Below are 25050 nucleotides of genomic sequence, written 5' to 3'. Positions count from 1 at the left end.
CCTCCTAAAAAGTAACGGAGGCGCCCAAAGGTTCCCTCAGTCTGGTTGGCAATCAGACGTCGAGTGCAATGGCACAAGGGAGCTTGACTGCGAGACTTACAAGTCGAGCAGGTGCGAAAGCAGGGCATAGTGATCCGGCGGTTGCGTGTGGAAGCGCCGTCGCTCAACGGATAAAAGGTACCCCGGGGATAACAGGCTTATCTTCCCCAAGAGTCCATATCGACGGGAAGGTTTGGCACCTCGATATCGGCTCATCGCATCCTGGGGCTGAAGCAGGTCCCAAGGGTTGGGCTGTTCGCCCATTAAAGCGGTACGCGAGCTGGGTTTAGAACGTCGTGAGACAGTTCGGTCCCTATCCTCTGCAGCCGGAGGAGATTTGAGAAAGGCTGTCCCTAGTACGAGAGGACCGGGATGGACGTAGCTCTAGTGTGCCAGTTGTTCCGCCAGGAGCATGGCTGGTTGGCCACCTACGGAAGGGATAACCGCTGAAAGCATCTAAGTGGGAAGCCCGTTTCAAGATGAGATCTCCCACCGGGTTAACCGGGTAAGGCCCGTGGCAGACCACCACGTTGATAGGCCGGAGGTGTACGTGCGGTAACGCATTCAGCCGACCGGTACTAATCGGCCGAGGGCTTGGTTACACATCGACAGTTGTTGTCGACGTTCGTGTTCGCTGTGGAGTACTGGAGAGGCTTATCGGCCACTCTTGACAACAGAATCGTGTCCCGGCTGGTACGCCGGCGGGGACGCAACCGGTTTTCGGTGGCTATGGCGGCGGGGTCACACCCGTTCCCATTCTGAACACGGCAGTTAAGCCCGCCTGCGCCGATGGTACTTGGGACGAGTGTCCCTGGGAGAGTAGGTCGCCGCCGGATTTCGAACGCTACGAGCGGGGCCTTTGGGCCCCGCTCGAGCGCGTTTTGGAACTGGCTTGTGGGCCATTGCGTCGTGTCAGGTGCCACCACGGAGGGTCGTCGGGTGACCGGTAGGGTCCACGCCCATGTCTCCCCCCGGTGAGCGCGGCCCGGCGCGCGGCGATGGTCGGCCCGGTTCGCGGGGTTCTGGTGGGCCGCGTCGTGATGGTGGGTCCGGTGGTCGTTCTGGTGGGCCGCGTCGTGATGGTGGGTCCGGTGGACGCCAGGGAGCCCCCGACCGTCGCCGCCGGGGTCCGGACGCCGCCGGCCCGGCCAAGTGGGGCGGCGTGGCCCGCCGGGGTGCCGGGAGGTTGGAACGGGAGGAACTTGAGGACCGTCCTGAGCGGTCAGAGCGCACAGCTGAGCGGACGACGAGACCTCGCCGGCCCGAGGTGGAACGCAGCAACCGCCTGCGCGAGGAGGCCGCTGAGGCGGTCAGTCGAGGCCAGACGGCCAAGCGACCGGCGCGGGCCCCGCGGGCCATGGACCGTCCGCCACTTCCGCCGGCACCTCTCCGTCTACCCGATGCCGACGTCCTCTTGCGGAGGGCCCTAGGCGACAAGGCCGGTGGACGGGCAGTCGGACGTCTCGACGAGGCGGCCCGGGCGTTTACTGACGAGCGATTCGCTGATTCCCGTCGGATCCTGAACCAGTTGGTGGAAAGGGCCCCGCAGGTTCCCGAGGTCCTGGAATTGCTTGGCCTCGTCCACTACCGGATGGGCCACTGGCGGGCTGCAGCCAAGCGGATGGAGGCCTTCCGGGAACTGACCGGTAGCACCGAGCAGCACCCTGTACTGGCCGACTGCTATCGGGCCCAAGGCCGGTGGAACGACGTGGACGCGCTGTGGGCCGAAGTGTGTGACGCTTCGCCGAGTGCGCCGCTGGTGACCGAGGGTCGGCTGGTGACCGCAGGCGCCTTGGCTGACCAGGGGCGGTTGGCCGAGGCGGTCAGGCTGCTAGAGAAGGGCTGGAAGGCACCGTCCCGCCCTCGCGACCATCACCTCCGTCGGGCCTACGCCCTGGCCGACCTTTACGAGCGCTCGGGTGCTACGTCACGGGCCCGTGACCTGTTCGCCTGGATCCGGGGCCACGACGGCGGGTTCGCCGACGTGGCCGATCGCGTCCGTTCTCTTGCCTGACTGGACGGCTCGACGCCCGGGCCCAACGGCCGCCAAACGGCCCCCTCAGCGAACGACGTACCGCCTAGGGTGAGGCATATCGGCGGCCGGCCGGTCGCCCACGGCACGAGGAGACTGTCAAGGTGGACACCGCATCCCTACTCGGCGACGACGCCAAGTACCTGCTTGAACACGAGTCGAAGACGATCCCCGCCGACCAACTGACTACCCCGGGACCCGACACGGTCTCCGAGGTGTACGCCCAGACGGACCGGTCTCCTCAGGTCCTGCGAAACCTCCAGGCGCTGTTCGACCACGGCCGCCTGGCCGGAACTGGCCACGTGTCCATCCTGCCAGTCGACCAAGGCATCGAGCACTCGGCTGCCGCCTCGTTTTCGCCCAACCCGGCCTACTTCGACCCGGCGAACATCGTGGAGCTGGCGCTGGAGGGCGGCTGCAACGCTGTCGCCTCCACCTTCGGGGTCCTCGCCGCGGTTTCCCGCCGCTACGCCCACCGCATCCCGTTCATCGTCAAGGTCAACCACAACGAGCTGCTGACCCTGCCTAACCGGTTCGACCAGGTCATGTTCGGTTCCGTCGAACAGGCCCACGACCTGGGAGCGGCCGGCGTGGGGGCCACCATCTACTTCGGCTCCGAGGAGTCCACTCGACAGATCCAGGAGGTTAGTGAGGCCTTCGCCCGCGCCCATGAGCTGGGGATGTTCACTGTGCTGTGGTGCTACCTCCGCAACTCGGGCTTCAAGGTGGACGGCGTGGACCACCACGCGTCGGCTGACCTGACGGCCCAGGCCAACCACCTCGGTGTCACCATCGAGGCCGACATCATCAAGCAGAAGCTCCCGGAGACCAACGGCGGATACAACGCCCTGCCCGGCTACGGCAAGACCCACCCCCTGGTCTACGACGAGCTGACCACCGACCATCCAGTCGACCTATGCCGGTGGCAGGTCGCCAACTGCTACATGGGCCGGATTGGGCTCATCAACAGCGGTGGTGCTTCGTCGGGGGTCAGCGACCTGGCTGAAGCCGTCAGGACGGCCGTCATCAACAAGCGGGCCGGCGGCATGGGCCTGATCAGCGGCCGCAAGGCCTTCCAGCGACCAATGGCCGAGGGCGTCGACCTCCTCAACGCCATCCAGGACGTGTACCTGGACGACGCCATCACCCTGGCCTGACCACCCGCCGGCGAGACACACCACCTGACGTGGGCGACGACACAAGCGGTGCAAGCGCCGGCGTGATCCTCGTTGACGAGCCGCACGCCGGCATTCGGCGGATCACCCTGAATCGGCCGGAGAAGCGCAACGCCCTGAGCCATCCCCTCCGGGGGGCGCTGCTCGGCGCACTTGTTGACCACGACACCGATCCCGATGTCCAAGTGACCATCATCCGGGGAGCCGGCACCTGCTTCTCGGCCGGTTACGACCTGGGAGGCGCAAACGAGGGCCACGATCTGCCATTCCCGACGACCCCGGGTGAGGGACAGTGGCCACGGCACGTGACCGACGGTTGGATGGGAATCTGGGACCTGGCAAAGCCGGTCATCGCCCAAGTCCACGGGTGGTGCCTCGCTGGGGGTAGTGAGCTGGCGACGGGCTGCGACCTGATTTACGTGGCCGAGGACGCCAGGATGGGCTACCCAGCTGTCCGGTTCGGGGTGCCGGACATGCACTTCCACGTTTGGTTCCTGGGAATGCGACGCGCAATGGAGATGATGATTACCGGCGACTCCATCAGCGGGATCGAGGCGGTGGCCGAGGGCTGGGCTAACGCGGCCTTTCCGGAGGCCGAGCTGGACGAGGCGGTGCTGGCCGTGGCCCAGCGGGTGGCTGCCATGCCGCCGGACGTGGTGCAGCTCAACAAGCGGGCCGTGCACCGACAGATGGAGTACATGGGGATGCGGGCCGGGATCCGGGCCGGCACCGAGCTGTGCGCCCTGGGAGTCCATTCGGCCTCCATGGCCGAGTTCCTAAAACTGGTTCGCGACGAGGGCCTGACCGGAGCTCTCCAGGAGCGCGACGAGCCGTTCGGCGACTACCGCACCGGAGACGCCTGACCGCCTCTTTCGGCCCGTCCGGTCGACCTATCGGGTGTGACCGATTCCACCGGCGGCCGACGTGTAGATCATGTCGGTTGACGGGGCGGGCGGTTAGGGTCGGCCCCGTCGACGAGCGGCCTCGGGCAACGGCGCCCGGGCGGAGGAACCGACGTGACCGACACGGTGGATGCGGGGCCGGCCGCCGAGACGCCGGCCGTCGATCAGGTCATCATCCGGTTTGCGGGCGACTCGGGTGACGGTATGCAACTCACCGGCGACCGCTTCACAACAGCCAGTGCCATGTTCGGCAACGACCTGGCCACCCTCCCCGAATACCCGGCCGAGATCCGCGCCCCGGCCGGAACCCTGGCCGGCGTGTCCGCCTTCCAGGTCCACATCTCCGACCACGACATCACCACCCCCGGCGACGCCCCCGACGTGCTGGTGGCCATGAACCCGGCGGCTCTCAAATCGGACCTCCACACCCTGGTCCCCGGTGGCACCGTCATCCTCAACCGCGACACCTTCGAAGAGCGGAACCTGGCCAAGGCCGGCTACGACCACAATCCGATCGACGGTGACGACCTCGCCGGCTACCAGGTCATCGAGGTCCCGATGACCAGCCTCACCAAGGACGCCTGCAAGGAGTTGGGAGTCAAACCGCGCGACGCTGACCGCTCGAAGAATTTCTTCGCCCTGGGCCTTTTGTCCTGGATGTACAGCCGACCTGTCGAGGCCACGCTGGACTGGATCGACGCCAAGTTTGCCGACCGGGAGTTGGTGGCGGCGGCCAACCGCGCGGCGTTCAACGCGGGCCACGCCTACGGCGAGACGGCCGAACTTGGGGCGCAGCGAGTCATCGTCCGCAAAGCGCCGTTGGAGCCGGGTACCTACACCAACATCAACGGCAACACGGCGCTGTCGTGGGGTCTGGTCGCCGCCTCCCAACTCAGCGGACTCCCGTTGTTCTTGGGGTCGTACCCGATCACGCCGGCCACCGACGTCCTCCACGAACTGTCTAAGCACAAGGAGTTCGGTGTAACCACGTTTCAGGCCGAGGACGAAATCGCCGCCGTGGGTGCAGCCATCGGAGCCTCGTACGGCGGTTCGCTGGGTGTGACCACCACGAGCGGGCCCGGGTTGGCCCTGAAGGGCGAGGCCATGGGCCTGGCCGTCAGCCTGGAACTGCCCCTCATCGTGGTCGACATCCAGCGAGGCGGCCCGTCCACCGGACTCCCCACCAAGACTGAGGCCGCCGACCTGATGATGGCCATGTACGGACGCCACGGCGAGTCACCGGTCCCGATCCTGGCCGCCCGGACGCCTGCCGACTGCTTCAACGTGGCCATCGAGGCAGCCCGCATTGCCCTGACCCACCAGACGCCGGTAATCCTGCTCTCTGATGGCTACCTGGCCAACGGGTCGGAGCCGTGGCGCATACCCGAGGTCGCCAACCTGGCGCCCATCGACGTGGTGTACGCCACCGAATTCAACCAGACCAACGAGGATGGCAAGGGCGTCTTCTGGCCCTACCTGCGCGACGAGAACCTGAACCGTCCCATCGCCCTGCCGGGCACCCCGGACCTGATGCACCGGATCGGGGGCATAGAGAAAGAGGACGGCACGGGCAATGTGAGCTACAGCCCGGAGAACCACGAACTCATGGTCCACCTCCGCCATGAGCGCATCGCCTCAATCCCGGTGCCCGACGCCGAGGTCGACGGCGATACCGATGCCGACCTGCTTATCGTCGGCTGGGGCTCCACATGGGGGGCCATTACCGGCGCCCTCCGCCGGATCCAGACGGCGGGCCGCAAGGTGGCCCACGTGCACCTCACCCACCTGAACCCCCTGCCGGCCAACCTCGGTGACCTCCTCCGGTCCTACCGCAGGGTGATGGTGCCCGAAATGAACCTGGGCCAGATGTCGCGGATCCTTCGGGCCGAGTACCTAGTCGATGCCGAGGTCCTGTCCAAGGTGAAGGGTCAGCCATTCACGGCAGGCGAGATCCAGCACGCCATTGAGCAACGGTTGGACGAGCTTGCAGGGGAGGGGTCGTGACCGACGTCCTGGACGCTGGAGCCGACCGAGAAGCCGACGAGGTTCCGGCGACGACCCGGGCCGACTGGTCCAGCGACCAGGAGGTGCGCTGGTGCCCGGGATGCGGCGACTATTCCATTCTGACCGCCATGCAGCTCCTGCTGCCCGAACTGGGGGTCCGGCGGGAAAAGACAGTGTTCATCTCGGGCATCGGCTGCGCGGCCCGCTTCCCGTACTACATGAACACCTACGGGGTACACACCATCCACGGTCGGGCCCCGGCGGTGGCTACCGGACTAGCCATGGCCCGACCCGACCTGGACGTCTGGGTGATCGGCGGGGACGGCGACATGCTGTCCATCGGGGGTAACCACCTGATCCACGCCCTGCGCCGCAACATCAACCTGAACATCCTGCTGTTCAACAACCAGATCTACGGCCTGACCAAGGGCCAGTTCTCACCGACCAGCCAGAAAGGCAAGGTGACCAAATCGTCGCCGGTCGGGCTGGTGGCCCGTCCCTTCAACCCGATCAGCGTGGCCCTCGGCGCCGAGGCCACCTTCGTGGCCCGAACCCACGACATGGACCGCCAGCACATGCAAGACACGTTCCGCCGGGCCTACGAACATGAGGGATCAGCCTTCGTGGAGGTGCTCCAGAACTGCAACGTCTTCAACGACGGCGTGTTCTCGACCATCACCAAGAAGGACGTTCGAGACGACATGCTCATCGATCTAAATCACGGACAGCCGATCCTGTTCGGGTCCGAGAAGCAGTACGGGGTGGCTTTGGCACCGGAGGGAGTGGTAATCGTTGATGTCGCCAAGTTGGGTGTCGAGAACGTCATGGTGCACGACGAGACCATCCGGAACCCGTCGACCGCCTTTTCGCTATCTCGGATTGCCAAGACCCCGGCTACGCCGACACCGATCGGGGTGTTCCGGGCCATCGACAGGGACGAGTTCAGTTCTTCAGTGGCAGCCCAGATCCGCGAGGTCCAGGCCCAGCTGGGAAAGGGCAACCTGGGCGACCTGCTGCGCTCACAGCCGACCTGGGAAGTCTGAGGCCCGCGCTCGCCGACCACGGCGGCCGCTGACCGGACCCGCATGGCCTGGGCCTTGGATCTGGACGGCGTCGTCTGGCGAGGCGACGAAGGGGTGCCAGGGGCGGCAGAGGCCGTCGGCCTTCTCCAGGACGCCGGGGAGCGGGTCCTGTTCGTGACCAACAACTCGGGCCGACGGGTGCTCGACACCGAGGAGAAGCTGGCCGGCCTGGGTATCGACGCCCGGGGCGGCGTGATTACCTCGGGTAGGGCTGCCGCCCGTCTGGTGGCGCCCGGGGAGCGGGTGTTGGGGATGTGCGGCCCGGGATGTCGCGAGGAGATGGAGGCTCGGGGGGCCGAGGTGGTGTCCACCGGACCGGCCGACACGGTGGTCGTGGGTTTCCACGAAGACTTCGATTACTGGGGTCTAACGGCCGCCATGAAGGCTGTACTGGGAGGCGCCCGAGTGCTGGCCACCAACGACGATGTGACATTCCCGGCCCACGACGGCCTCCGTCCCGGCGCCGGTTCACTGCTAGCCGCGCTAGTGGCGGCCACCGGCGCCACCCCAGAGAAGGCCGGCAAGCCCTACGGACCGATGTGCGACCTGGTGCGAGAGTTGGCCGGCGACGACGGAACCATGGTGGGGGACCGTCCCGACACCGACGGCCGGTTCGCCCGAGCCTTGGGCTGGCGCTGGTCGCTGGTCCTGTCAGGACTGGTGGGGCCGGACGACCTGCCCGTGGACCCGGAGCCGGACTCCGTACACGTTGACCTGCTGGCCGCCGTCCGGGAGCACCTGGAGTGAGCGCCCGCCGACGCCTTGACCTGGAGATGGTCCGGCGTGGGCTGGTGTCGGGCCGGACCGAGGCCAGCGAAGTGATCGGAGCCGGCCGGGTGACCGTGGACGGGGCGCCGGCCGACAAGGCGTCCCGCCTGGTGGCGCCCGGGCAGGCGGTGGTGGTGGCCGGTCCACCGGCCCGCTACGTGGGGCGGGGCGGGCGGAAGCTGGAGGCGGCCCTCGAGGGCTTCGGACTGGATCCAACCGGGCTGCGGGCCGTGGACGTCGGATCCAGCACCGGGGGCTTCACCGATTGCCTCCTCCAGCACGGGGCCGCTTCGGTGGTTGCCGTCGACGTGGGCCGCGGCCAGCTGCACCATCGCCTTGGCGACGACGACCGGGTCGAGGTGCACGAGCGGACCAACGTACGCGGCGTGGACGCCGGCTCATTGGGTGCTCCCTTCGATCTGCTGACGTGTGACCTGTCGTTCATCTCGCTCCGAACGGTGATGGCCGACCTGGTCGGTCTGGTAGCCGTTGGAGCGTCCATGGTGCTGCTGGCCAAGCCCCAGTTCGAGGCGGGACGGGCCGAGGTGGACCGGGGGAGCGGCGTGATCCGAGACCCCGTGGTCTGGGAACGAGCGTTGGTGGAGATTTCGCGGTCGGTTCTGGGCCACGGAGCGGCCATCATGGAGGGCATGGTCTCCCCCCTCACCGGAACGGACGGCAACGTGGAGTTCCTGCTACACGTCCGGGCAGGTGCCGCCGACGACTACCGGTCGACCTTCGACGCCGCCGCCGTGGTGGCCTTGGTCGACGGAGGTGCAGCCTGATGGCGGTCGTGGGGCTGGTCGTCCACGAGGATCGGCCGGAGGCCGTGGCCCAGGCCGATGCGCTTGCCGCCGGCCTAGCCGACGACGGCCACGAGGTAGTGCGGTCTGACGGTTCGGGCTTCGACCGGGGAGCGTTCGCCAGCGAGTTGGACCTAGTGGTCAGCCTGGGCGGCGACGGCTCGATCCTTCGGGCCGTTGACCTGCTGGACGGCCGGCCGGTTCCCGTGCTGGGCGTTAACCACGGTGAGCTTGGCTACCTGACCACCGTCGAACCCGCCGAAGCACAGGCGGCCGTTGGCCGGGCCCTGGCCGGGGACCGGGATCTGGAGGAGCGGATGATGCTCCACATCGAGGTCCGACGAGCCGACGGCTCGACGATCGCCGTGGACCACGCCCTTAACGAGGTGGTGGTGGAGCGCACGTCGTCCAGCCAGACGGTCCGAGTGGGAGTCACCTTGGACGGGGAGTTCCTGACCTCATACGCGGCCGATGGGCTGATCGCTGCCACGCCGACCGGCTCGACGGCCTACGCCTTCTCGGCCCGGGGGCCGCTCGTAGACCCGGTTCACCGGGCTATCCAACTGACGCCAGTGTCCCCCCACATGCTGTTTGACCGCACCCTGGTGCTGGACCCGTCGACCGAGGTTCGCTTGGAGGTGCTGGGGAACCGGGCTGCCGCCTGCTCGGCTGACGGCCGCGAGGTGGCTGTGCTGGAGGGTGGCGACGTAGTGGTATGCACGGCGGCCGACCGGGTCGCCCACCTGGTGACCTTCGGACCACGGGACTTCAAGCACCTGCTTGCTACCAAGTTCGGCCTCGAAGACCGCTAAAACTCCGACCACCTCCGCGCACATTCCCATCGACCGAGGTAGGTTGAGCGCCCGTGACGAAACACATATTCGTGACGGGCGGCGTGGCGAGTTCGCTCGGCAAGGGCCTTACCGCCGCCTCCCTAGGCCGTCTCCTCAAGCAGCGTGGCCTCCGGGTCGTGATCCAGAAGTTGGATCCGTACATCAACGTCGACCCAGGCACCATGAACCCGTTCGAGCACGGTGAGGTCTTCGTAACCGACGACGGGGGTGAAACCGACCTCGACCTCGGTCACTACGAGCGATTCATCGACGAGAACCTCACCCGCGACTCCAACGCCACGACGGGGTCGATCTACTCCACGGTCATTGCCTCCGAACGGCACGGCGAGTTCCTAGGCAAGACGGTTCAGGTCATCCCGCACATCACCGACGAGATCCAGCGACGGATCCGGATGCTGACCGGCGACGACGTGGACGTGCTCATCACCGAGGTGGGCGGCACAGTCGGCGATATCGAGATCCTCCCGTTTCTGGAGGCCATCCGGCAGTTCCGCCTGGACGTCGGTGGTACCAACGTCTGCTACGTCCACGTGACCCTGGTGCCGTTCATCGCCCCGTCTGGAGAGCACAAGACCAAGCCCACTCAGCACTCGGTGACCGAGCTCCGCAGCGCCGGTATCCAACCGGACGCCATCGTGTGCCGCAGCGACGAGCCGATCAGCGATGACCTGGAGCGCAAGATCTCTCGGCTATCCAACGTGCCGTTCGCTGGCGTCGTCAACTGTCCGGATGCCGGGAGCCTCTACGAGATCCCCCTGGTCGTTCACGACGAGGGGCTCGACCAGTTCGTATGTGACGCCCTGCACCTCATCACCGACCCTCCGGACCTAGACGGCTGGCGGGCGCTCAACGAACGGCTAGCTGAGGCGAACACACCGGTTCGCATCGGCCTCATCGGCAAGTACGTGAGCCTGGTCGACGCCTACCTGTCGGTGGTCGAATCGCTGAACCACGCCGGGATCTACCACGGGGCTGCGGTTGAGATTGACTGGATTCAGGCTGAGGACGTGGAGGGCCTGCTGGGTGAGAACCGCCTCCGGGACCTGGACGGCATCGTGATCCCTGGCGGCTTCGGCGAGCGCGGGGTGGAGGGCAAGATCGCGGCGGCCGGCTTCGCCCGGGAGCACGACATCCCCTGCCTGGGCCTTTGCCTCGGCCTGCAGTGCATGACAATCGAGTACGCCCGCAACGTCCTGGGACTCGAACGGGCCCACTCCAGCGAGTTCGACCCGTCCTCGCCCCACCCGGTGATCGACCTGATGGAGTCCCAGCGCGACGTGTCCGACAAGGGCGGCACAATGAGGCTCGGCGCCTACGTGGCCCAGCTGCGTCCCGGCTCCCAGGTGGCCGAGATCTACGGCACCGACGTCGTCTCGGAACGGCACCGCCACCGCTACGAGTTCAACCCCCGCTACCGGGCCAGGTTTGAGGACACCAACTTCGGGTGCACCGGTGAGTCCCCAGACGGCCGGCTGGTCGAGTTCATCGAACTCGAGGGTCACCCATTCTGGGTTGCCACCCAAGCCCACCCCGAGTTCAAGAGCCGGCCCGACCGTCCGGCCCCGCTGTTCCGGGCCTTCATCGGCGCCGCCCTAGAGCGGGCCGGGGGCCGGAACCCGCAACTGATTCCGGTCGAGGCCGAGGTCGAGGCCGAGGCCGCCGGCTAAGGCTGGTCCTCGTGGGCCACGGCTTCACCAAGACCGGCGAGCGGGTCCTCCACGAGGGGTTCGTCATCACTTTGGCCACGGCCACCTTCGTGGGTCCGGCCGGCGAGGTGATGGAGCGAGATGTCGTCCACCATCCCGGAGCTGTGGCTGTGGTGGCCTTGGACGGCGACGACGTGGTTCTGGTGCGTCAGTACCGCCCCGTGCTGGAGGCCGAGATGCTAGAGCTGCCGGCTGGGAAGTTGGACGTGCCCGACGAGGACCGTGCGATGGCCGCTCGCCGCGAGCTAATCGAAGAGGCCGGCCTCGACGCCCACGACCTGGTTGAGCTGTGCCGGTTCCACAACTCGATCGGCTTCTGCGACGAGGAGACCACCGTCTACCTGGCTACCGACCTAAAGGCCACCGCCCCAGAGGCGGCCAGCGTCGAAGAGCAGTACCTGACCGTGGAGCGGGTCCCGATCGGCGAGGTCGAGGGCCTGATCGCCGACGGCACCATCACCGACGCCAAGACGGTCATCGGTCTCCTGCAGACCCTGCGCCGGCTGGGGCGATGACGGCACCGCGCCTGGTGTTCCCCGGTCGGCCAAGACATCTGGCCCGCCGGTTTGTCGGCTCGCTGCGACCGGGCGGGCCCTCGTCCACCGAGGAGGCGTGGGCTACCGGTTACCTGCTGGCCGGCGAGGCGGACCTCTGGCGGTCAATGTCGGGAGCAGACCGTCGCCACGCGGTGGCCGTGGCCCGCCGGGTCGACCGGGCTCTGGGAAGCCCCGAACGCCCCGTCCTGGCCGCCGCCCTGCTCCACGACGTGGGCAAAGTGCGCAGCGGCTTGGGAACACCGGGTCGGGTGGTGGCCACGGTGGTCGGGGCGGTGGCGGCCGACCGGGCGGCCCGTTGGGCAACCAGCGACGGCTTCCGGGGTCGCATCGGCCGGTACCTCCGCCACCCGCAGGAAGGTGCCGCCCTGCTGGAGACGGCGGGCAGCGATCCGTTCACTGTGGCCTGGGCCACCGAACACCACCGGGACCCTGGGCGTTGGACGGTCGACGACCGGCTAGCCGAGGCTCTACGCGCCGCTGACGATGATTGAGGTCCAGTCCCAACCGGACCGCCGGTCAGCGACCGAGGAGCCCCAGATTCGACCGCACCCGGTCAAAGGTGGCCGCCGCCACCTCGCGGGCCTTGTCGGCCCCCATCTCCAGGAGCCGGGACGTCTCGGCCGGATCGGCGGCCAACTCGTGGTACCGGGCCTGAACGGGGCGCAGTAACTCGACAACCGCTTCAGCGGTGGCCGCCTTCAGGTCGCCGTACCGCTCCAGGCCGTCGGCCGCCGCCTCGGGCGACTGCCCGGTGGCTGCCCCCAGGATGGACAACAGGTTGGACACGCCGGGCTTGTCGACCGGGTCGTACCAAACCTCGTCGCCGCTGTCGGTTACCGCCCGCTTGAACTTCTTCTCAATGGCCGCCGGGTCGTCGAGAAGCAGGATCGTGCCCTGGGCGCCGTCGTCGGACTTCGACATCTTGTTCTCCGGGTGCTGGAGGTCCATGACTCGGGCACCGGTCGGGGGGATGACCGCCTCGGGCACGACAAACGTCTCGCCGTACCGACTGTTGAAGCGCATGGCTATGTCCCGGGTCAACTCGATGTGCTGGCGCTGGTCCTCGCCCACCGGAACCTGGTCGGTGTCGTACAGCAGAATGTCCGCCGCCTGCAGGGCCGGGTAGGTGAACAGTCCCCCTGAGACGAAGTCGTTGCCCTCCGACTTGTCCTTGAATTGGGTCATCCGGCGCAGTTCACCGAAAGCCGCCGTGCACTCCATAACCCAGGCACACTCGGCGTGCTCGCGGACGTGGCCCTGCACGAACAGAGTGCAGCGCTCGGGATCGAGGCCGCTGGCCACCAGCAACTGGGTCAGTGACAGGGTGGCCGCCCGGAGCTCCTCCGGGTCGTGGGGGACGGTCAGGGCGTGAAGGTCGACCACGCAGTACACGGTGTCGGCCTCGTCCTGCATGGCGACCCAGTTACGCAGGGCACCGAGCAGATTGCCGAGGTGAACCGACCCCGTGGGCTTGATGCCGGAGAAGACGCGTGTCACAGCCGGTCAGGGTACCGGCGCGGCGCCTCGGAGGCGGGACGGGAAGGCCGTAGGGGCACCAGACATGCACCGCTCGCCACGCGGGACTCCCTAGGGTCGCGCCGGTGAGCGTCACCGTCTCCACCCCCGTCTACGAGGGGCCCTTCGACCTGCTCCTCAACCTCATCATGAAGGAGGAGGTCGAGCTCTACGAGGTCTCCCTGTCGTCCATCGTGGACGCCTACCTGGCGGAGTTGGAGCGCCTGGACACGTGCGACCTGGAGATGGCCACCGAATTCTTGCTCATCGCGTCGATCCTCGTCGAGCTGAAGACCCGGCGGCTGTTGCCGTCCGACCGGCGTATGGACCAGGACGACGAGTTCGGCCTGTGGGAGGAGCGGGACCTCCTGTTGGCTCGGCTGCTGGAGTGCAAGACGTTCAAGGACGCGGCGGTCGTGCTGCGTCGCCTGGCCGCCGACGCCTCCCTGTCGTGGCCCCGGCAGACCGGGATCGAGGACCGCTTCCTTCACTTGGCCCCTGACATCCTCGAAGGGGTCACGGTCGACGACGTCCGTTCGGCCTGCCTACGGGCCCTGGCGCCCCGGCCCACGTTCCACGTCGATACCGAGCACATCGCCCCAATCCGAATCAGTGTGGCCGACGCGGTGACTGCCCTGGTCGATGAGATTCCCCGACAAGGCACGGTTACCTTCCGTCACCTGACCCGGGACCTGTTCGACCGGATCGAGATCGTGGTGCGCTTCCTGGCCGTGCTGGAGCTCTACAAGCAGGGCGTCGTGGAGATCGACCAGTTGGGGAGCTTCGGCGAAATCCACGTGGGCTGGCGTCCGGGCGCCGAGCCGGCTGACGTTGACCTAATCGACGCTTACGAGGGCTGACGTGGGCGAGGACGCCCCGGTGGCGGACGACGAGGCGACCGGGGTTGACCAGGAGGTCCGTCGGGCCGTGGAGGCCATCCTTATGGTGGCCGTGGACCCTGTGCCGGCCAACTTGCTGGCCCAGCTCCTGGAAGTGTCGACGGCGTCCATCGAGGAAGTCTGCGCGAACCTGGCCGACGAGTTCGAAGGCCAGAGACGGGGCTTCGCCGTGGTTCGGGTGGGGGGCGGCTACCGGTTCCAGAGCCATCCCGACCAGGCGCCATGGGTCGAGCGTTTCGTGGTTGACGGCCAGAGCAGCCGGTTGACGGCCGCTGCCCTAGAGACTCTCGCCATCGTGGCCTACAAGCAGCCGGTATCCCGGGCCCAGTTGTCGGCCATCCGCGGCGTGGACGTAGAGACGGTGGTCCGGACGTTGCAGCAACGGGGCTACATCGGCGAGGTCACGCGAGATCCAGGGCCCGGCAACGCCATCCTGTACGGCACCACCAGGGAATTCCTGGAACGGATGGGGTTGGACGACATCGGCCAACTTCCGCCCCTTGGCGAGTTCGTACCCGGCCCGGAGGTCGTAGAAGCACTGGAGCGGGGCCTGAGGTCCGACCCAGAGGTGGAAGAAGCCGTGGCGATGGCGGCCGACGGATCCACCGAGGGTTCCCTGGCTGACGCCGACGGGGCCGCTGCGCCGGAGGGCTGAGCGGTGGCTGCATCGTCCGGTGAGGGCGAGCGGCTCCAGAAGGTGCTGGCCCGGGTCGGCATAGGCAGCAGACGGGTATGCGAGGACCTGATCGCCGAGGGACGGGTGCTAGTCGACGGTGAGACGGCGGTGCTGGGCCGTCGAGTGGATCCGGAGACGGCCCTCATCGAGGTCGACGGAGCACCGGTCGGGGTGCGGCCCGACCTCGTTCACTACGTCCTGAACAAGCCGGCTGGGGTGGTGACCACGGCCGACGACCCGCAGGGCCGACCCACGGTGGTGGGCCTGGTGCCCAACGAGCCGAGGGTCTTCCCGGTGGGGCGCCTCGACGTTGACACTGAGGGCCTGCTGTTGTTGACCAACGACGGTGAGCTGGCCCACCGGCTGACCCACCCGTCCTACGGGGTGGAGAAGGAGTACGTCGCCGAGGTGGAGGGTTTGCCGACCCGTGCCGTTCTCCGGCGCCTGCGGGAGGGCGTGGAGTTGGATGACGGCCCGACAGCCCCAGCCCGTGCCACCCTGGTTGACCCGTCGGTAGTGCGCCTAACCATCCACGAGGGACGCAACCGGCAGGTACGTCGGATGTGTGAGGCCGTGGGGCATTCCGTGGTGCGCCTGGTTCGGACCCGGATCGGTCCGCTGGCTGATCGGAGCCTGGCCCCCGGGGCGTGGCGGGAACTAACCGGCGACGAGGTCCGGTCTTTGCAGCGTGCGGTAGCCGAGCCGGGGTCCTGAGCCCTTTCCCCAGAAGCGGAACTCCCGCCGACCGCTCCACGGGCGGCCGGTAGCATCGGTCCCCATGGTGTGCTCTGATCCCGCCGTTTCGGCGCGACCGGTCTAATGACCGGCGGTACAGCCCGACGGGCCACTGTGGTCGGCGTAGGCCTGGTCGGCGGATCAATTGGCCTGGCCCTGCGGGCCCGCGGATGGCACGTCCACGGGGTCGACCCCGACGGGGACCGCTTGGACCGGGCCGTTGAGATGGGGGCCATCGACGTTGCCGGATGGGATGCCGAGGCCGAGGTCACCTTCGTGGCCACGCCGGTCGGTCGGATCGCTGAGGCAGTGTCCGAGGCGCTGGCCGCCGCCCCGTCCGGCCTGGTGACTGACGTGGGCAGCGTGAAGGCCCCGGTGGTTGCCGCGGTGGGCGACGACCGCTTCATCGGCGGTCACCCCATGGCCGGTTCAGAACAGGAGGGCCTGGACGGAGCCGAGGCCGACATGTTCATGGACGCCATCTGGGTACTGACCCCCACCGAGGCGACCGACGGTAACGCCCTGGCCCAGTTGCGTTCGACCGTCGCCTCGCTAGGCGCTGAGATCCTGACCCTGGCCCCCGACCGCCACGACTCCCTGGTCGCGCTGGTGTCCCACGTGCCTCACCTGACGGCGGCCACCCTGATGGGCATCGCCTCGGCTCGCTCTGAGGAGCACTCGGCGGTGCTCCGTTTGGCCGCTGGCGGCTTCCGGGACATGACCCGGGTGGCGGCCGGCCACCCCGGCATCTGGCCCGACATCTGCCGGGAGAACGCGGCGGCCATCGACGATGTCCTCGACGACCTGATCCGCGCCCTGGACGACGTCCGGTCCGAAGTGTCGAGCGGAGACCACGATGGGTTGCTGCGCCGCCTGGAGACAGCCCGGACGGCTCGGGTGAGCCTGCCCACTGGCGCCCCCCGACCCTCCGAGCTGTCCGAGGTGAGGGTTCCGGTGCTGGACCAGCCAGGCGAGCTAGCCGCCATCACGCTGCTGGCCACCGACCTGGACGTGAACATCTACGACATGGAGATCGCCCACTCGGCCGAGGGCGACCGGGGCGTGGTGCTGCTGATTGTGGAGTCCGACCTGGCGGAGCGGCTGAAGGGCGGCCTGATGGCTAAGGGCTACCGGCCCACCGCAGCGCCCCTGTCGTGAGGGGCGACCGGTGAGCACCCAAGTCGTTGAACCGGGTGGTCCGTTGGTTGGTCGGGTCCGGGTCCCGGGCGACAAGTCGATTTCGCACCGGGTTCTGATGCTGGCTGGCCTGGCCGAAGGTACGTCCACTATCCGGGGCCTCAGCGACGGTGACGACGTGGCCTGCACCCGCCGGATCATGGAGGCTCTGGGAACCACGGTCGCCGAAGATGGGCCGGGCACTCTTCGTGTCGGGGGAAGGGACCTCGAACCGGCAGACGGCACGCTGGACGTTGGCAACTCGGGAACAGGGATCCGGCTGCTGGCCGGGCTACTGGCCGGGCTGCCCTTCCGGTCGGTGCTGGACGGCGACGCCTCGATCCGGCGCCGTCCCATGGACCGGGTCCTGGAGCCCCTGGCCCTCATGGGAGCCAGAGTGTCGGGCCGAGACGGCTCCGGCCTAGCTCCCCTGACCATCGACGGGGGAGGTCTCCGGGGGATCGAGTACCGCTTACCGGTGGCCAGTGCCCAGGTGAAGGGCTGCGTCCTATTCGCTGGGCTGTCGGCCGACGGCCCTACCACGATCATCGAGGACCGGCCGTCGCGAACCCATACCGAGGAACTGATGGCGGCCACCGGGATCCCGCTTGTCCGAGAGACCGACGGTCCCCTGGAGAGGGTGACGGTAAAGCCGGGATACCCGGTGCCGTTCGACCACGACGTGGCTGGTGACCCGTCCCAGGCCGCCTTCTGGGCCGTGGCGGCGTCGATCGTGCCCGGGTCAGAGGTGGTGATCGCCAACGTGTACGCCGGTCCGGCCCGTTCGGGCTTTATCGACGTGCTGGCCCGGATGGGAGCCGACCTGGTCCACGACCCAGGCAGCGGCGACCTCACGGTGCGCCACGTAGGACTGACCGGCACGGTGGTGACCCCCGACGAGGTGCCGGGGCTGGTCGACGAGGTACCGATCCTGGCCGTAGCCGCGGCGTGTGCCGAGGGTGAGACGGTGTTTGAAGGGGTGGGAGAACTGCGGATCAAGGAGAGCGACCGCCTGGCCACCGTGGAGTCCGAGCTGGGCCGGATGGGGGCCGACGTCCGAGCCGATGGCGACACCCTGGTCGTTCGGGGCGGCTCCCTACGGGGCGCCGGGGTGGAATCCCACCACGACCACCGGATCGCCATGTCCTGCGCGGTGGCCGGCCTGGTGGCCGACGGCCCCACGACGGTCGGGGGCTGGGAGGCGGTGGCCACCAGCTACCCGGGATTCGGGGCCCACCTGGACGCTCTGCGGGGCAGGGGCTGAGGTGATGGCTCCCCGGGTGATCGCCATCGACGGACCCGCTGGGTCGGGCAAGTCGACGGTGTCGCGCGCCGTGGCCGACCGGTTGGGCCTGGAGTACCTAGATACCGGGGCCATGTACCGGGGGGTGGCCTTCGCCGTGCTGGAGCGGGGCATCGACCCGGAGGACACCGACGCCGTGGCCGAGGTAGCCCGCTTGGTGGCCCTCGAGGTGACCGGCTCGGTCTGCGTGGTGGACGGCGTCGACGCCACGGTGGCCATCCGGGGCCCTGAAGTCACGGTCGCCGTCAGCACTGTGGCCGCCAACCCGGAGGTTCGGGCCGAGATGGTTACTCGCCAGCGGGCCTGGGTGGCCGAACGGGGCGGTGGCGTGATGGAGGGCCGCGACATCGGGTCAGTGGTGTTCCCTGACGCCGAGCTAAAGGTTTACCTGACCGCCTCGGCAAAGGTACGCGCCGACCGCCGAGCCTCCGAGACGCAGGGTGCCGACACCGGGGCAGTGGCCGCCGACATCCGGCGCCGAGACGACGCCGACTCCACCCGGGAGGCCAGCCCGCTGGTCGAGGCGGCGGGCGCCGTGGTGGTCGACACCTCGGACCTGACCGTGGACCAGGCTGCAGACGTCATCGAGGAGATGCTGGGTTGAGCGACGAACTGGGGCGCCAGATGTCGCTCTTCGATCGGGTGGCCTACCGGTTCTTTTGGTCGCTGCTGTGGCTCGCTTGCAAAATATGGTTCCGGTTCCGGGTGGTCGGCAAGGAAAACCTGCCGGCCGACGAGGCGTACATCCTGTCGCCGGTCCACCGCTCGTACCTCGACACGCCGGTTGGGGGGATGGTCACGGCACGTCGCCAGCGGTTCTTGGGCAAGGAGTCGCTGTGGCGGAACCGTGCCGCCGGGCGGTTCCTGACCATCGTGGGCGGGTTCCCCGTGGAGCGGGGCACGGCCGACCGGGCCGCCCTACGAGGCTGCCAGGAGGTGCTGGAGCGCGGCGAGCCGATGGTGATGTTCCCGGAGGGCACCCGCAGGTACGGGCCGGTGGTGCAGGCCGACCTGATGCACGCCGGCCCGGCTTTCGTGGCCACCCGGGCCAAGGTTCCCATCGTGCCCATGGGCATCGCCGGCACCGACCACGCCATGCCGGGCGGGTCACCGCTCATCCGGCCGGTGAGGGTGGTGATGGTGGTCGGGGAGCCGATCCGCCCACCGGATTTTGAGGGTCGGGTGCCGCGTCGGGCGGTGGACGATCTCACCGAACGGCTTCGAATCGGTCTGCAGGAGTGCTTCGACGAGGCCCAGCGACTGGCCGGGCGTCCCGCCCTTCCGGTGCCCGACACCGGACAGCCCACCGACTGAGAACCTTCCGGTCGCAGACCGTCCGACAGGCCGACCAAGCGGTCAGCCGGTCGGCCGGAGGCGGTCCAGGGCGGTCAGGGCGTCGGAGGCGTCGATGGCCCGATCGTCGAGGTGGCCGGACGGCGGGGGAGCGCCGAAGCCCAGCCCGGCGAACCCTCGGATGGCCTGCAACAGGTCCCGGAGGTTCCGGGGCGGCGGGAAGTACTCGTCCTCGTCGGTGTGGCGCACCGTCTCGACGCCGTCCGCCGGGTCCAGCGCCCGGACCACGGCGTCCACAACCTCCTCGGGAGCCGATGCCCCAGCCGTCACCCCGACCGTTCCGAACAGGTCGCCGGGAAGTTCCTCAGCCCGGTTGATCCACTCCACCCGCTCGCATCCGGCTTCTGTGGCCAGCTGGACGAGGGCCCGGGTGTTGGAGCTGTTGGTAGAGCCGATGACCACCACGGCGTCACAGCGGTCGACCAGATCCAGGAGGGCGCCCTGACGGTTGGTGGTAGCGAAGCACAGGTCGCTACGGCCCGGCGACCAGAGGTCCGACCAGCGTTCGGACGCCGCGTCGACCACGCCCTCCCAGTCCCGGTGGCTAAGGGTGGTCTGGGCCAGGATGGCCACGTCGTCGCCCAGGTCAGGGAGGGCGTCGATCTCGTCGGGGCGTTCCACCCGGTGGATGGCGTCGGGGGCCACGGCGATGGTCCCCTCGGCCTCCTCGTGGCCGGCGTGGCCCACGTACACGATCTGGTAGCCCTCCCGGGCCCGGGTCTTAACCTCGTGGTGGACCTTGGTGACCAGCGGGCACACGGCGTCGACCGTGTAGCCACCCACCTGGTGGGCCCGGCCCACCACCTCTGGCGCCGAACCGTGGGCCGAGAGCATCACCGGAGCCCCATCGGGAACCTCGTCGATGTCGTTCACGAAGACCACGCCTAGAGCCTCAAAGCGTTCCACCACCAGCTTGTTGTGAACGATCTCGTGGTAGCAGTAGACGGGCACGTCGAAGGCCCGAACCAGCCACGCCAGAGCCTTGATGGCCATCTCCACCCCGGCACAGAAGCCCCGGGGTTCGGCCAGTAACACCCGGTCGACCCGTCCAGCGACCTCCGAGGTCGGCGTGGCGGATGGCATGTCGGGACCCTACCGGGTGCCCCCCTGGGCGTCGGTAGCCTTGGGGTCATGTCGGCCCCCGTGGTCGTTGCCGTCGCCGCCGGATCGCCCGCTGATCTGGCCGGCGTCGTCCCTGGCGACCAGATCCTGACCATCAACGACCGCGTTCCACGCGACGTCATCGAGTACCAGCTACTCGTTGACGAGCCGTTGGTCGCTCTCGCTCTGGATTCCGGAGGGCTGCAGCGCGAGGTCGACGTGGAAAAGCCAGCCGGGAGCCCCCTGGGTGTCGAGGTGGACAGCGCCCTGTTCGACCGGGTTCGCACCTGCGACAACCACTGCGAGTTCTGCTTCATCTACCAGCTTCCGCCCGGGCTCCGCCGCAGCCTGTACGTGAAGGACGACGACTACCGGCTGTCGTTTCTCTACGGGAACTTCACCACCCTGACCCGGTTCACCGAGGCCGACCTGGAGCGGGTAGTGACCGAGGGCCTGAGTCCGCTGTACGTCAGCATCCACGCCACCGATCCCGGCAAGCGAACCGAGATGCTGCGCAACCGACGGGGGGCGACCAGCTTGCGTTGGCTGCGGGCCCTGCTCGACCACGGGACCACCGTCCACGGCCAGGTTGTGGTGTGCCCTGGCCTCAACGATGGCCCATGGTTGGAGGACACCTTGGCCGGCGTGGCCGACCGGTTCCCTGAACTGGCCAGCCTCTGCGTGGTGCCCCTCGGGGTGAGCCGCCACACCGATGAGCCTCGGATGCGGGCCCACACCGTGGACGAGGCCGTTTCCGTGGTCGACGTCGTGGAGGCGTGGCAGGAGCGGTTCCTGGCCGCCGTAGGTCGACGCCTGGTTTATGCCGCCGACGAGTACTACCTGCTGTCCGGTCGGCCGTTCCCGCCCGCCGAGTCATACGAGGGCGTGGAGATGACCGAGGATGGGATCGGCATGGCCCGGGCCTTCGAGCAAGAGTTCGCCGGAAGAGCCGCCGGTCGGGAGCGTCCATCGGGATTCTTCCAGTCGGTGGACGGCGCGCCTGCGCTTGGCTTCCGGGCACCTCGGACTGGGTGCGGGGTGAACCTGGCCAGCGGGACCGATACCGATGGGGGAGCCACGACGGTGAGGCTCGGCCGAGCCCGCCCGTCCCGCTCGGCACCGGTGGCCGTGCTGACCGGCGAGCTAGGGGCACCCGTCCTGGAGCCGCTGATAGCGGTGATCGGCCGCCCCGACGTACGGGTGGTGCCAGTAGAGAATCGGTTCTTCGGCGGCAACGTGGGAGTCACCGGCCTGCTGGTCGGCGAGGACCTGGCCCGGGTGTTGGACGACCAGCCAGAGGGCCACCGCTACCTGCTGCCCGACGTGTGCCTCAGCAACGGACGGTTCCTGGACGGCACCCTCCCGGAAGACCTGCCCCGTCTGGTGGAGGTGGTGGCCACCGACGGTGGAGCGTTGCGCGACGCCCTGATCGGGGCGGAGGTGGACCGATGACGCCGGTGGTGGCCATCGTGGGGCGTCCGAACGTCGGCAAATCCACGCTAATGAACCGGATCCTCGGCCGCCGGGAGGCGATCGTGGAGGAGCGGCCGGGCGTGACCCGGGACCGCAAGGAGGTCGAGGCGTCCTGGCAGGGTCGGGACTTCACGCTGGTCGACACCGGCGGTTGGATCGCTGGCGGCGACACGCTGGACGACAAGGTCAGCCGGCAGAGCGAGAAGGCCATCCGTGAGGCCGATGCCGTGCTGTTCGTGGTGGACGCCACGGTCGGGGTCACCGAGGACGACGCCCGGGTGGCCGGGTTGCTGCGGTTAGCCGACGGCCCGGTGATCGTGGTGGCCAACAAGGTCGACGACCGGGTACACGAGGCGTCCATCTGGGAGCTGATGTCGTTGGGCCTGGGCGATCCGGCCCCGGTGAGTGCCCTACACGGGCGGGGAGCGGGCGACCTGCTGGATCGCCTGGTGGACGCCCTCCCGGAGGAGGTCGCCGAAGCCGTCGAGCCGGAGGTCGAGGAGGGTGACCGGGTGGTCGGCGTGGCCCTTGTTGGGCGGCCCAACGTCGGCAAATCGACTCTGTTCAACAGGCTGATCGGCGAGGACCGGGCCATTGTCCACGACCGACCCGGCACCACCCGGGACACGGTGGACACGATGGTGGAGACCGACCACGGTCCGGTCCGGTTTATTGACACGGCGGGGATGCGCCGTAAGGCCCGTATCGACGAGCAGACCGAGTACTACTCGCTGGTCCGTGCCCTCAAGGCGGTCGACACCGCCGACGTGGCACTGCTGATCATCGACGCCACCCAGGGCGTCACCCACCAGGACCAGCGGTTGGCCGAGCGGGTTGACGCCGCTGGGTGTCCGATCGTGGTGTTGCTCAACAAGTGGGACCTGTGCGACGCCGAGGTGCGCGAGGACGTGACCGGTCAGGTGGGCGACAAGTTGCACTTCGTCGGTGCCGCCCCGGTGATCTTCATCAGCGCCCTCAGCGGCAAGAACGTCTACCGACTGTGGCCGGCCCTTGAGGACACCATCGACGACTACCGGACGCGGATCCCGACCCGGCGGGTCAACGACGTGATCCGGTTGGCCCAGGCTGCCCATCCGGCGCCGGCCGGGGTGCGGATCCTGTACGCCACCCAGGGGGCCACCGACCCGCCAACCTTCACTTTGTTCGCCAACCGGGAGGTGCCCCGTACCTGGCTGCGGTACCTGGAGAGGCGCCTTCGGGAGGATCTGGACCTGGGCTCTACGCCCATCAAGTTGCGGGTACGGCGCCGGTCCGAGTGACCGACGCTGGTCCGATGGCCCCACGACTACGCTGAACAGGCATGCGGACACCCGTCCTCATCCTCCTCGGCATCGTTTGTCTGGCCGCCGCTCTGGGCTGGGCCCGTTCGGCCCGTCACCGCTATCGGCTGGTCGGTCGGATCGACCCCGACACGGCTCCCGACGCTTACACGCTGGCGTGGTCGACGTTCCGTAAGGAGTTCCACTCGGCGTCGCTTTACGGCCTGCTTGCCTTGGCGTCGTTCGTCAACGTCGGCGTCGAGGGGTCCGGCGGGGCGGTCGTCTTCTCGTTGGTGGCTATCCCGGCCTTGGTGTCCACGGCATGGGCCCGCCATGCGGTACGCGAAGCGCGAATTGCCCGGCAGGGCATCGACATCGAGCGCCGGGCTCAGGAGGCCCTGGAGCAGGAGGACCTAGCGCCGAAGGCGTGGGCCGGGCGTCTGGCCCCTGAGGAGCTTCCCGAGTTTTCCGGCTTCGAGGTGGGCCGGGTGTACCAGGCGGGCTCGGGGCTGATGTCGGGAGACTTTTTCGACGTGTTCAAAGCGGCGCCTACCCGGCTGGCCGCCGTGATTGGCGACGTGGCCGGTCACGGCATCGAGTCCTCGATCACCGCGTTCCAGGCCAAGTACCTGCTGCGGACGTTCCTCCAGCAGTTCCGGGATCCCGCCCAGGCCCTGGAGGAGTTGAACCGTCAGATGTCGTCGGTGGGGCGGACCGAGGAGTTCATCTCGCTGGTCGTCATGGTGTTCGATACCGAGGCCGAGACGATGCGGTACGCCTCGGCGGGGCATCCGGCCAGCTTTCTGTGGCATCAACGCGAGGTACGGCCACTGCGGTCGACCGGGCCGCTACTCATGCTCGATCCCAACGGCTCCTACTTCAGCCGCGAGGTTCCGTTAGCCCTCGACGACATGGCTGTCATGTACACCGACGGCCTGGCCGAAGCCCGAAGCGGAGACGAGTTGTTCGGCGAAGAGCGGATCGGTGACGCCGTCCGACGCAACCCGGGCATCGCCCCCGGTGTGCTGTGCAAGCAGCTCTTGGACTCGGCCAACGACTTCAGCCTGGGAGCCATCGAGGACGACGTGGCCATCCTGGCCATCCGCAAGATCTGACCGGGGCCACCGCCGTGCCATGGTGCGAGCCCTGTGCGCGGTACCTGAGCCCCAACTCCGTGTCGGTAGTCGGTACGTGTCCGAGGTGCGGGGAGAAGGTGACTGACGCTGACGGGGCGCCGGCCAACTCTCAGAAGGTGCCGTGGCACTTCTGGGTATTCGCCGGGGCGGCGGTCGTCTACCTGGGTTGGCGCCTCATCCAGGGCCTCTGGATGCTGGTCACCTGACGGCGGAGAGCAGGACCTGCCACCGGAGCCCGCCGGTAGAGTGGCCGCTCCATAGCGGGCTGTGGCGCAGCTTGGTTAGCGCGTCGGTCTGGGGGACCGAAGGTCCCGAGTTCAAATCTCGGCAGCCCGACCAATAAAACCGCAGTTCAGGGCCGGTCCTTTGGGGCTGGTTCTACGGGCTTCGTCCTCTCCCAGGCCGCCCCGACCGCCGGGATGGCATCGCCCTGGGTTAACTGCAGAAGCCTCAACGGATGCCACCGAACTGCAGGTGTGAG

23 protein-coding genes, 1 tRNA gene and 2 rRNA genes are annotated in these 25050 nt (G+C 68.2%); 24 read left to right on the top strand and 2 right to left on the bottom strand.

The features are described 5' to 3' along the window. From MK181_09305 to MK181_09245, 13 genes are all read left to right on the top strand, one after another. Window positions 1-641, top strand: a 23S ribosomal RNA gene (locus MK181_09305); the annotation flags it as partial. 117 nt (window positions 642-758) lie between these two features. Beyond that, window positions 759-875 (top strand): 5S ribosomal RNA (rrf, locus tag MK181_09300). 326 nt (window positions 876-1201) lie between these two features. Beyond that, window positions 1202-2053 carry a hypothetical protein gene (locus MK181_09295; protein ID MCH2419996.1) on the top strand — a complete coding sequence of 284 codons (852 nt, stop codon included), beginning with the start codon at window positions 1202-1204 and terminating at the stop codon, window positions 2051-2053. 122 nt (window positions 2054-2175) lie between these two features. After that, window positions 2176-3228, top strand: a complete 1053-nt coding sequence (locus MK181_09290) for a class I fructose-bisphosphate aldolase (protein ID MCH2419995.1) — start codon at window positions 2176-2178, stop codon at window positions 3226-3228. Window positions 3229-3257: 29 nt separating this feature from the next. Next, window positions 3258-4109 (top strand): enoyl-CoA hydratase-related protein, encoded by an 852-nt coding sequence (locus MK181_09285; protein MCH2419994.1) that lies wholly within the window; start codon window positions 3258-3260, stop codon window positions 4107-4109. Window positions 4110-4262: 153 nt separating this feature from the next. Beyond that, window positions 4263-6152, top strand: a complete 1890-nt coding sequence (locus MK181_09280) for a 2-oxoacid:acceptor oxidoreductase subunit alpha (GenBank protein ID MCH2419993.1) — start codon at window positions 4263-4265, stop codon at window positions 6150-6152. Then, on the top strand, window positions 6149-7195 hold the full coding sequence (locus MK181_09275) for a 2-oxoacid:ferredoxin oxidoreductase subunit beta (GenBank protein ID MCH2419992.1): 1047 nt from the start codon (window positions 6149-6151) through the stop codon (window positions 7193-7195). Before MK181_09280 ends, MK181_09275 begins: the two co-directional genes overlap by 4 nt. Window positions 7196-7237: 42 nt before the next feature. Then, complete coding sequence (locus MK181_09270) at window positions 7238-7981, top strand: HAD-IIA family hydrolase (GenBank protein ID MCH2419991.1); 744 nt, start codon at window positions 7238-7240, stop codon at window positions 7979-7981. Continuing rightward, a complete protein-coding gene (locus MK181_09265; GenBank protein ID MCH2419990.1) occupies window positions 7978-8787 on the top strand; it encodes a TlyA family RNA methyltransferase in 810 nt (269 codons plus the stop codon). Before MK181_09270 ends, MK181_09265 begins: the two co-directional genes overlap by 4 nt. After that, the gene (locus tag MK181_09260) at window positions 8787-9617 is read left to right on the top strand and encodes an NAD(+)/NADH kinase (GenBank protein ID MCH2419989.1); all 831 of its coding nucleotides are present in this window, start codon (window positions 8787-8789) and stop codon (window positions 9615-9617) included. The genes MK181_09265 and MK181_09260 overlap by 1 nt, the downstream gene beginning before the upstream one ends. Window positions 9618-9670: 53 nt before the next feature. Continuing rightward, window positions 9671-11326 carry a CTP synthase gene (locus MK181_09255; protein ID MCH2419988.1) on the top strand — a complete coding sequence of 552 codons (1656 nt, stop codon included), beginning with the start codon at window positions 9671-9673 and terminating at the stop codon, window positions 11324-11326. Window positions 11327-11337: 11 nt separating this feature from the next. Beyond that, a complete protein-coding gene (locus tag MK181_09250; GenBank protein MCH2419987.1) occupies window positions 11338-11880 on the top strand; it encodes an NUDIX hydrolase in 543 nt (180 codons plus the stop codon). Further along, window positions 11877-12413 (top strand): HD domain-containing protein, encoded by a 537-nt coding sequence (locus MK181_09245; GenBank protein MCH2419986.1) that lies wholly within the window; start codon window positions 11877-11879, stop codon window positions 12411-12413. The genes MK181_09250 and MK181_09245 overlap by 4 nt, the downstream gene beginning before the upstream one ends. 25 nt (window positions 12414-12438) lie before the next feature. Here the strand turns inward: MK181_09245 and trpS are convergent, their stop codons facing one another. Beyond that, window positions 12439-13419, bottom strand: coding sequence for a tryptophan--tRNA ligase (gene trpS, locus MK181_09240; protein MCH2419985.1), 981 nt, complete (start codon window positions 13417-13419; stop codon window positions 12439-12441). A 104-nt stretch (window positions 13420-13523) separates the two neighbouring features. Between trpS and MK181_09235 the strand changes: the two genes are divergently transcribed. The 7 genes from MK181_09235 to MK181_09205 all read left to right on the top strand — a co-directional run bounded on the left by MK181_09235 (window position 13524) and on the right by MK181_09205 (window position 19540). Further along, entirely contained in the window at window positions 13524-14297 is a 774-nt protein-coding gene (locus MK181_09235; GenBank protein MCH2419984.1) for a segregation/condensation protein A, read from the top strand. A 1-nt stretch (window position 14298) separates the two neighbouring features. Next, on the top strand, window positions 14299-14991 hold the full coding sequence (gene scpB, locus MK181_09230; GenBank protein ID MCH2419983.1) for an SMC-Scp complex subunit ScpB: 693 nt from the start codon (window positions 14299-14301) through the stop codon (window positions 14989-14991). A 3-nt stretch (window positions 14992-14994) separates the two neighbouring features. After that, the gene (locus MK181_09225) at window positions 14995-15726 is read left to right on the top strand and encodes an rRNA pseudouridine synthase (GenBank protein ID MCH2419982.1); all 732 of its coding nucleotides are present in this window, start codon (window positions 14995-14997) and stop codon (window positions 15724-15726) included. Window positions 15727-15831: 105 nt separating this feature from the next. Continuing rightward, window positions 15832-16905 (top strand): prephenate dehydrogenase/arogenate dehydrogenase family protein, encoded by a 1074-nt coding sequence (locus MK181_09220; protein MCH2419981.1) that lies wholly within the window; start codon window positions 15832-15834, stop codon window positions 16903-16905. A 10-nt stretch (window positions 16906-16915) separates the two neighbouring features. Further along, a complete protein-coding gene (gene aroA / locus MK181_09215; protein MCH2419980.1) occupies window positions 16916-18187 on the top strand; it encodes a 3-phosphoshikimate 1-carboxyvinyltransferase in 1272 nt (423 codons plus the stop codon). A 4-nt stretch (window positions 18188-18191) separates the two neighbouring features. After that, complete coding sequence (gene cmk, locus MK181_09210) at window positions 18192-18830, top strand: (d)CMP kinase (protein MCH2419979.1); 639 nt, start codon at window positions 18192-18194, stop codon at window positions 18828-18830. Continuing rightward, window positions 18827-19540: a 1-acyl-sn-glycerol-3-phosphate acyltransferase gene (locus MK181_09205; GenBank protein ID MCH2419978.1), complete on the top strand. Its 714-nt coding sequence runs from the start codon at window positions 18827-18829 to the stop codon at window positions 19538-19540. The genes cmk and MK181_09205 overlap by 4 nt, the downstream gene beginning before the upstream one ends. A 42-nt stretch (window positions 19541-19582) precedes the next feature. Here MK181_09205 and ispH read toward each other — a convergent pair whose 3' ends face one another. Further along, complete coding sequence (ispH, locus tag MK181_09200; protein MCH2419977.1) at window positions 19583-20662, bottom strand: 4-hydroxy-3-methylbut-2-enyl diphosphate reductase; 1080 nt, start codon at window positions 20660-20662, stop codon at window positions 19583-19585. 48 nt (window positions 20663-20710) lie between these two features. Here ispH and MK181_09195 point away from each other — a divergent pair, with 48 nt between their 5' ends. The 4 genes from MK181_09195 (at window position 20711) to MK181_09180 (ending at window position 24908) form a co-directional block, all read left to right on the top strand. Next, the gene (locus MK181_09195) at window positions 20711-22132 is read left to right on the top strand and encodes a DUF512 domain-containing protein (GenBank protein ID MCH2419976.1); all 1422 of its coding nucleotides are present in this window, start codon (window positions 20711-20713) and stop codon (window positions 22130-22132) included. Continuing rightward, window positions 22129-23433, top strand: coding sequence for a ribosome biogenesis GTPase Der (gene der / locus MK181_09190; GenBank protein ID MCH2419975.1), 1305 nt, complete (start codon window positions 22129-22131; stop codon window positions 23431-23433). Before MK181_09195 ends, der begins: the two co-directional genes overlap by 4 nt. Window positions 23434-23474: 41 nt before the next feature. Next, window positions 23475-24548 carry a serine/threonine-protein phosphatase gene (locus tag MK181_09185; protein MCH2419974.1) on the top strand — a complete coding sequence of 358 codons (1074 nt, stop codon included), beginning with the start codon at window positions 23475-23477 and terminating at the stop codon, window positions 24546-24548. A 282-nt stretch (window positions 24549-24830) separates the two neighbouring features. Next, window positions 24831-24908 (top strand) — tRNA-Pro (locus MK181_09180). Window positions 24909-25050 lie beyond the last annotated feature (142 nt).

Source organism: Acidimicrobiales bacterium, from assembly GCA_022452035.1.
Lineage (GTDB): Bacteria > Actinomycetota > Acidimicrobiia > Acidimicrobiales > MedAcidi-G1 > UBA9410.
This window is presented reverse-complemented; position numbering and strand designations above follow the sequence as displayed.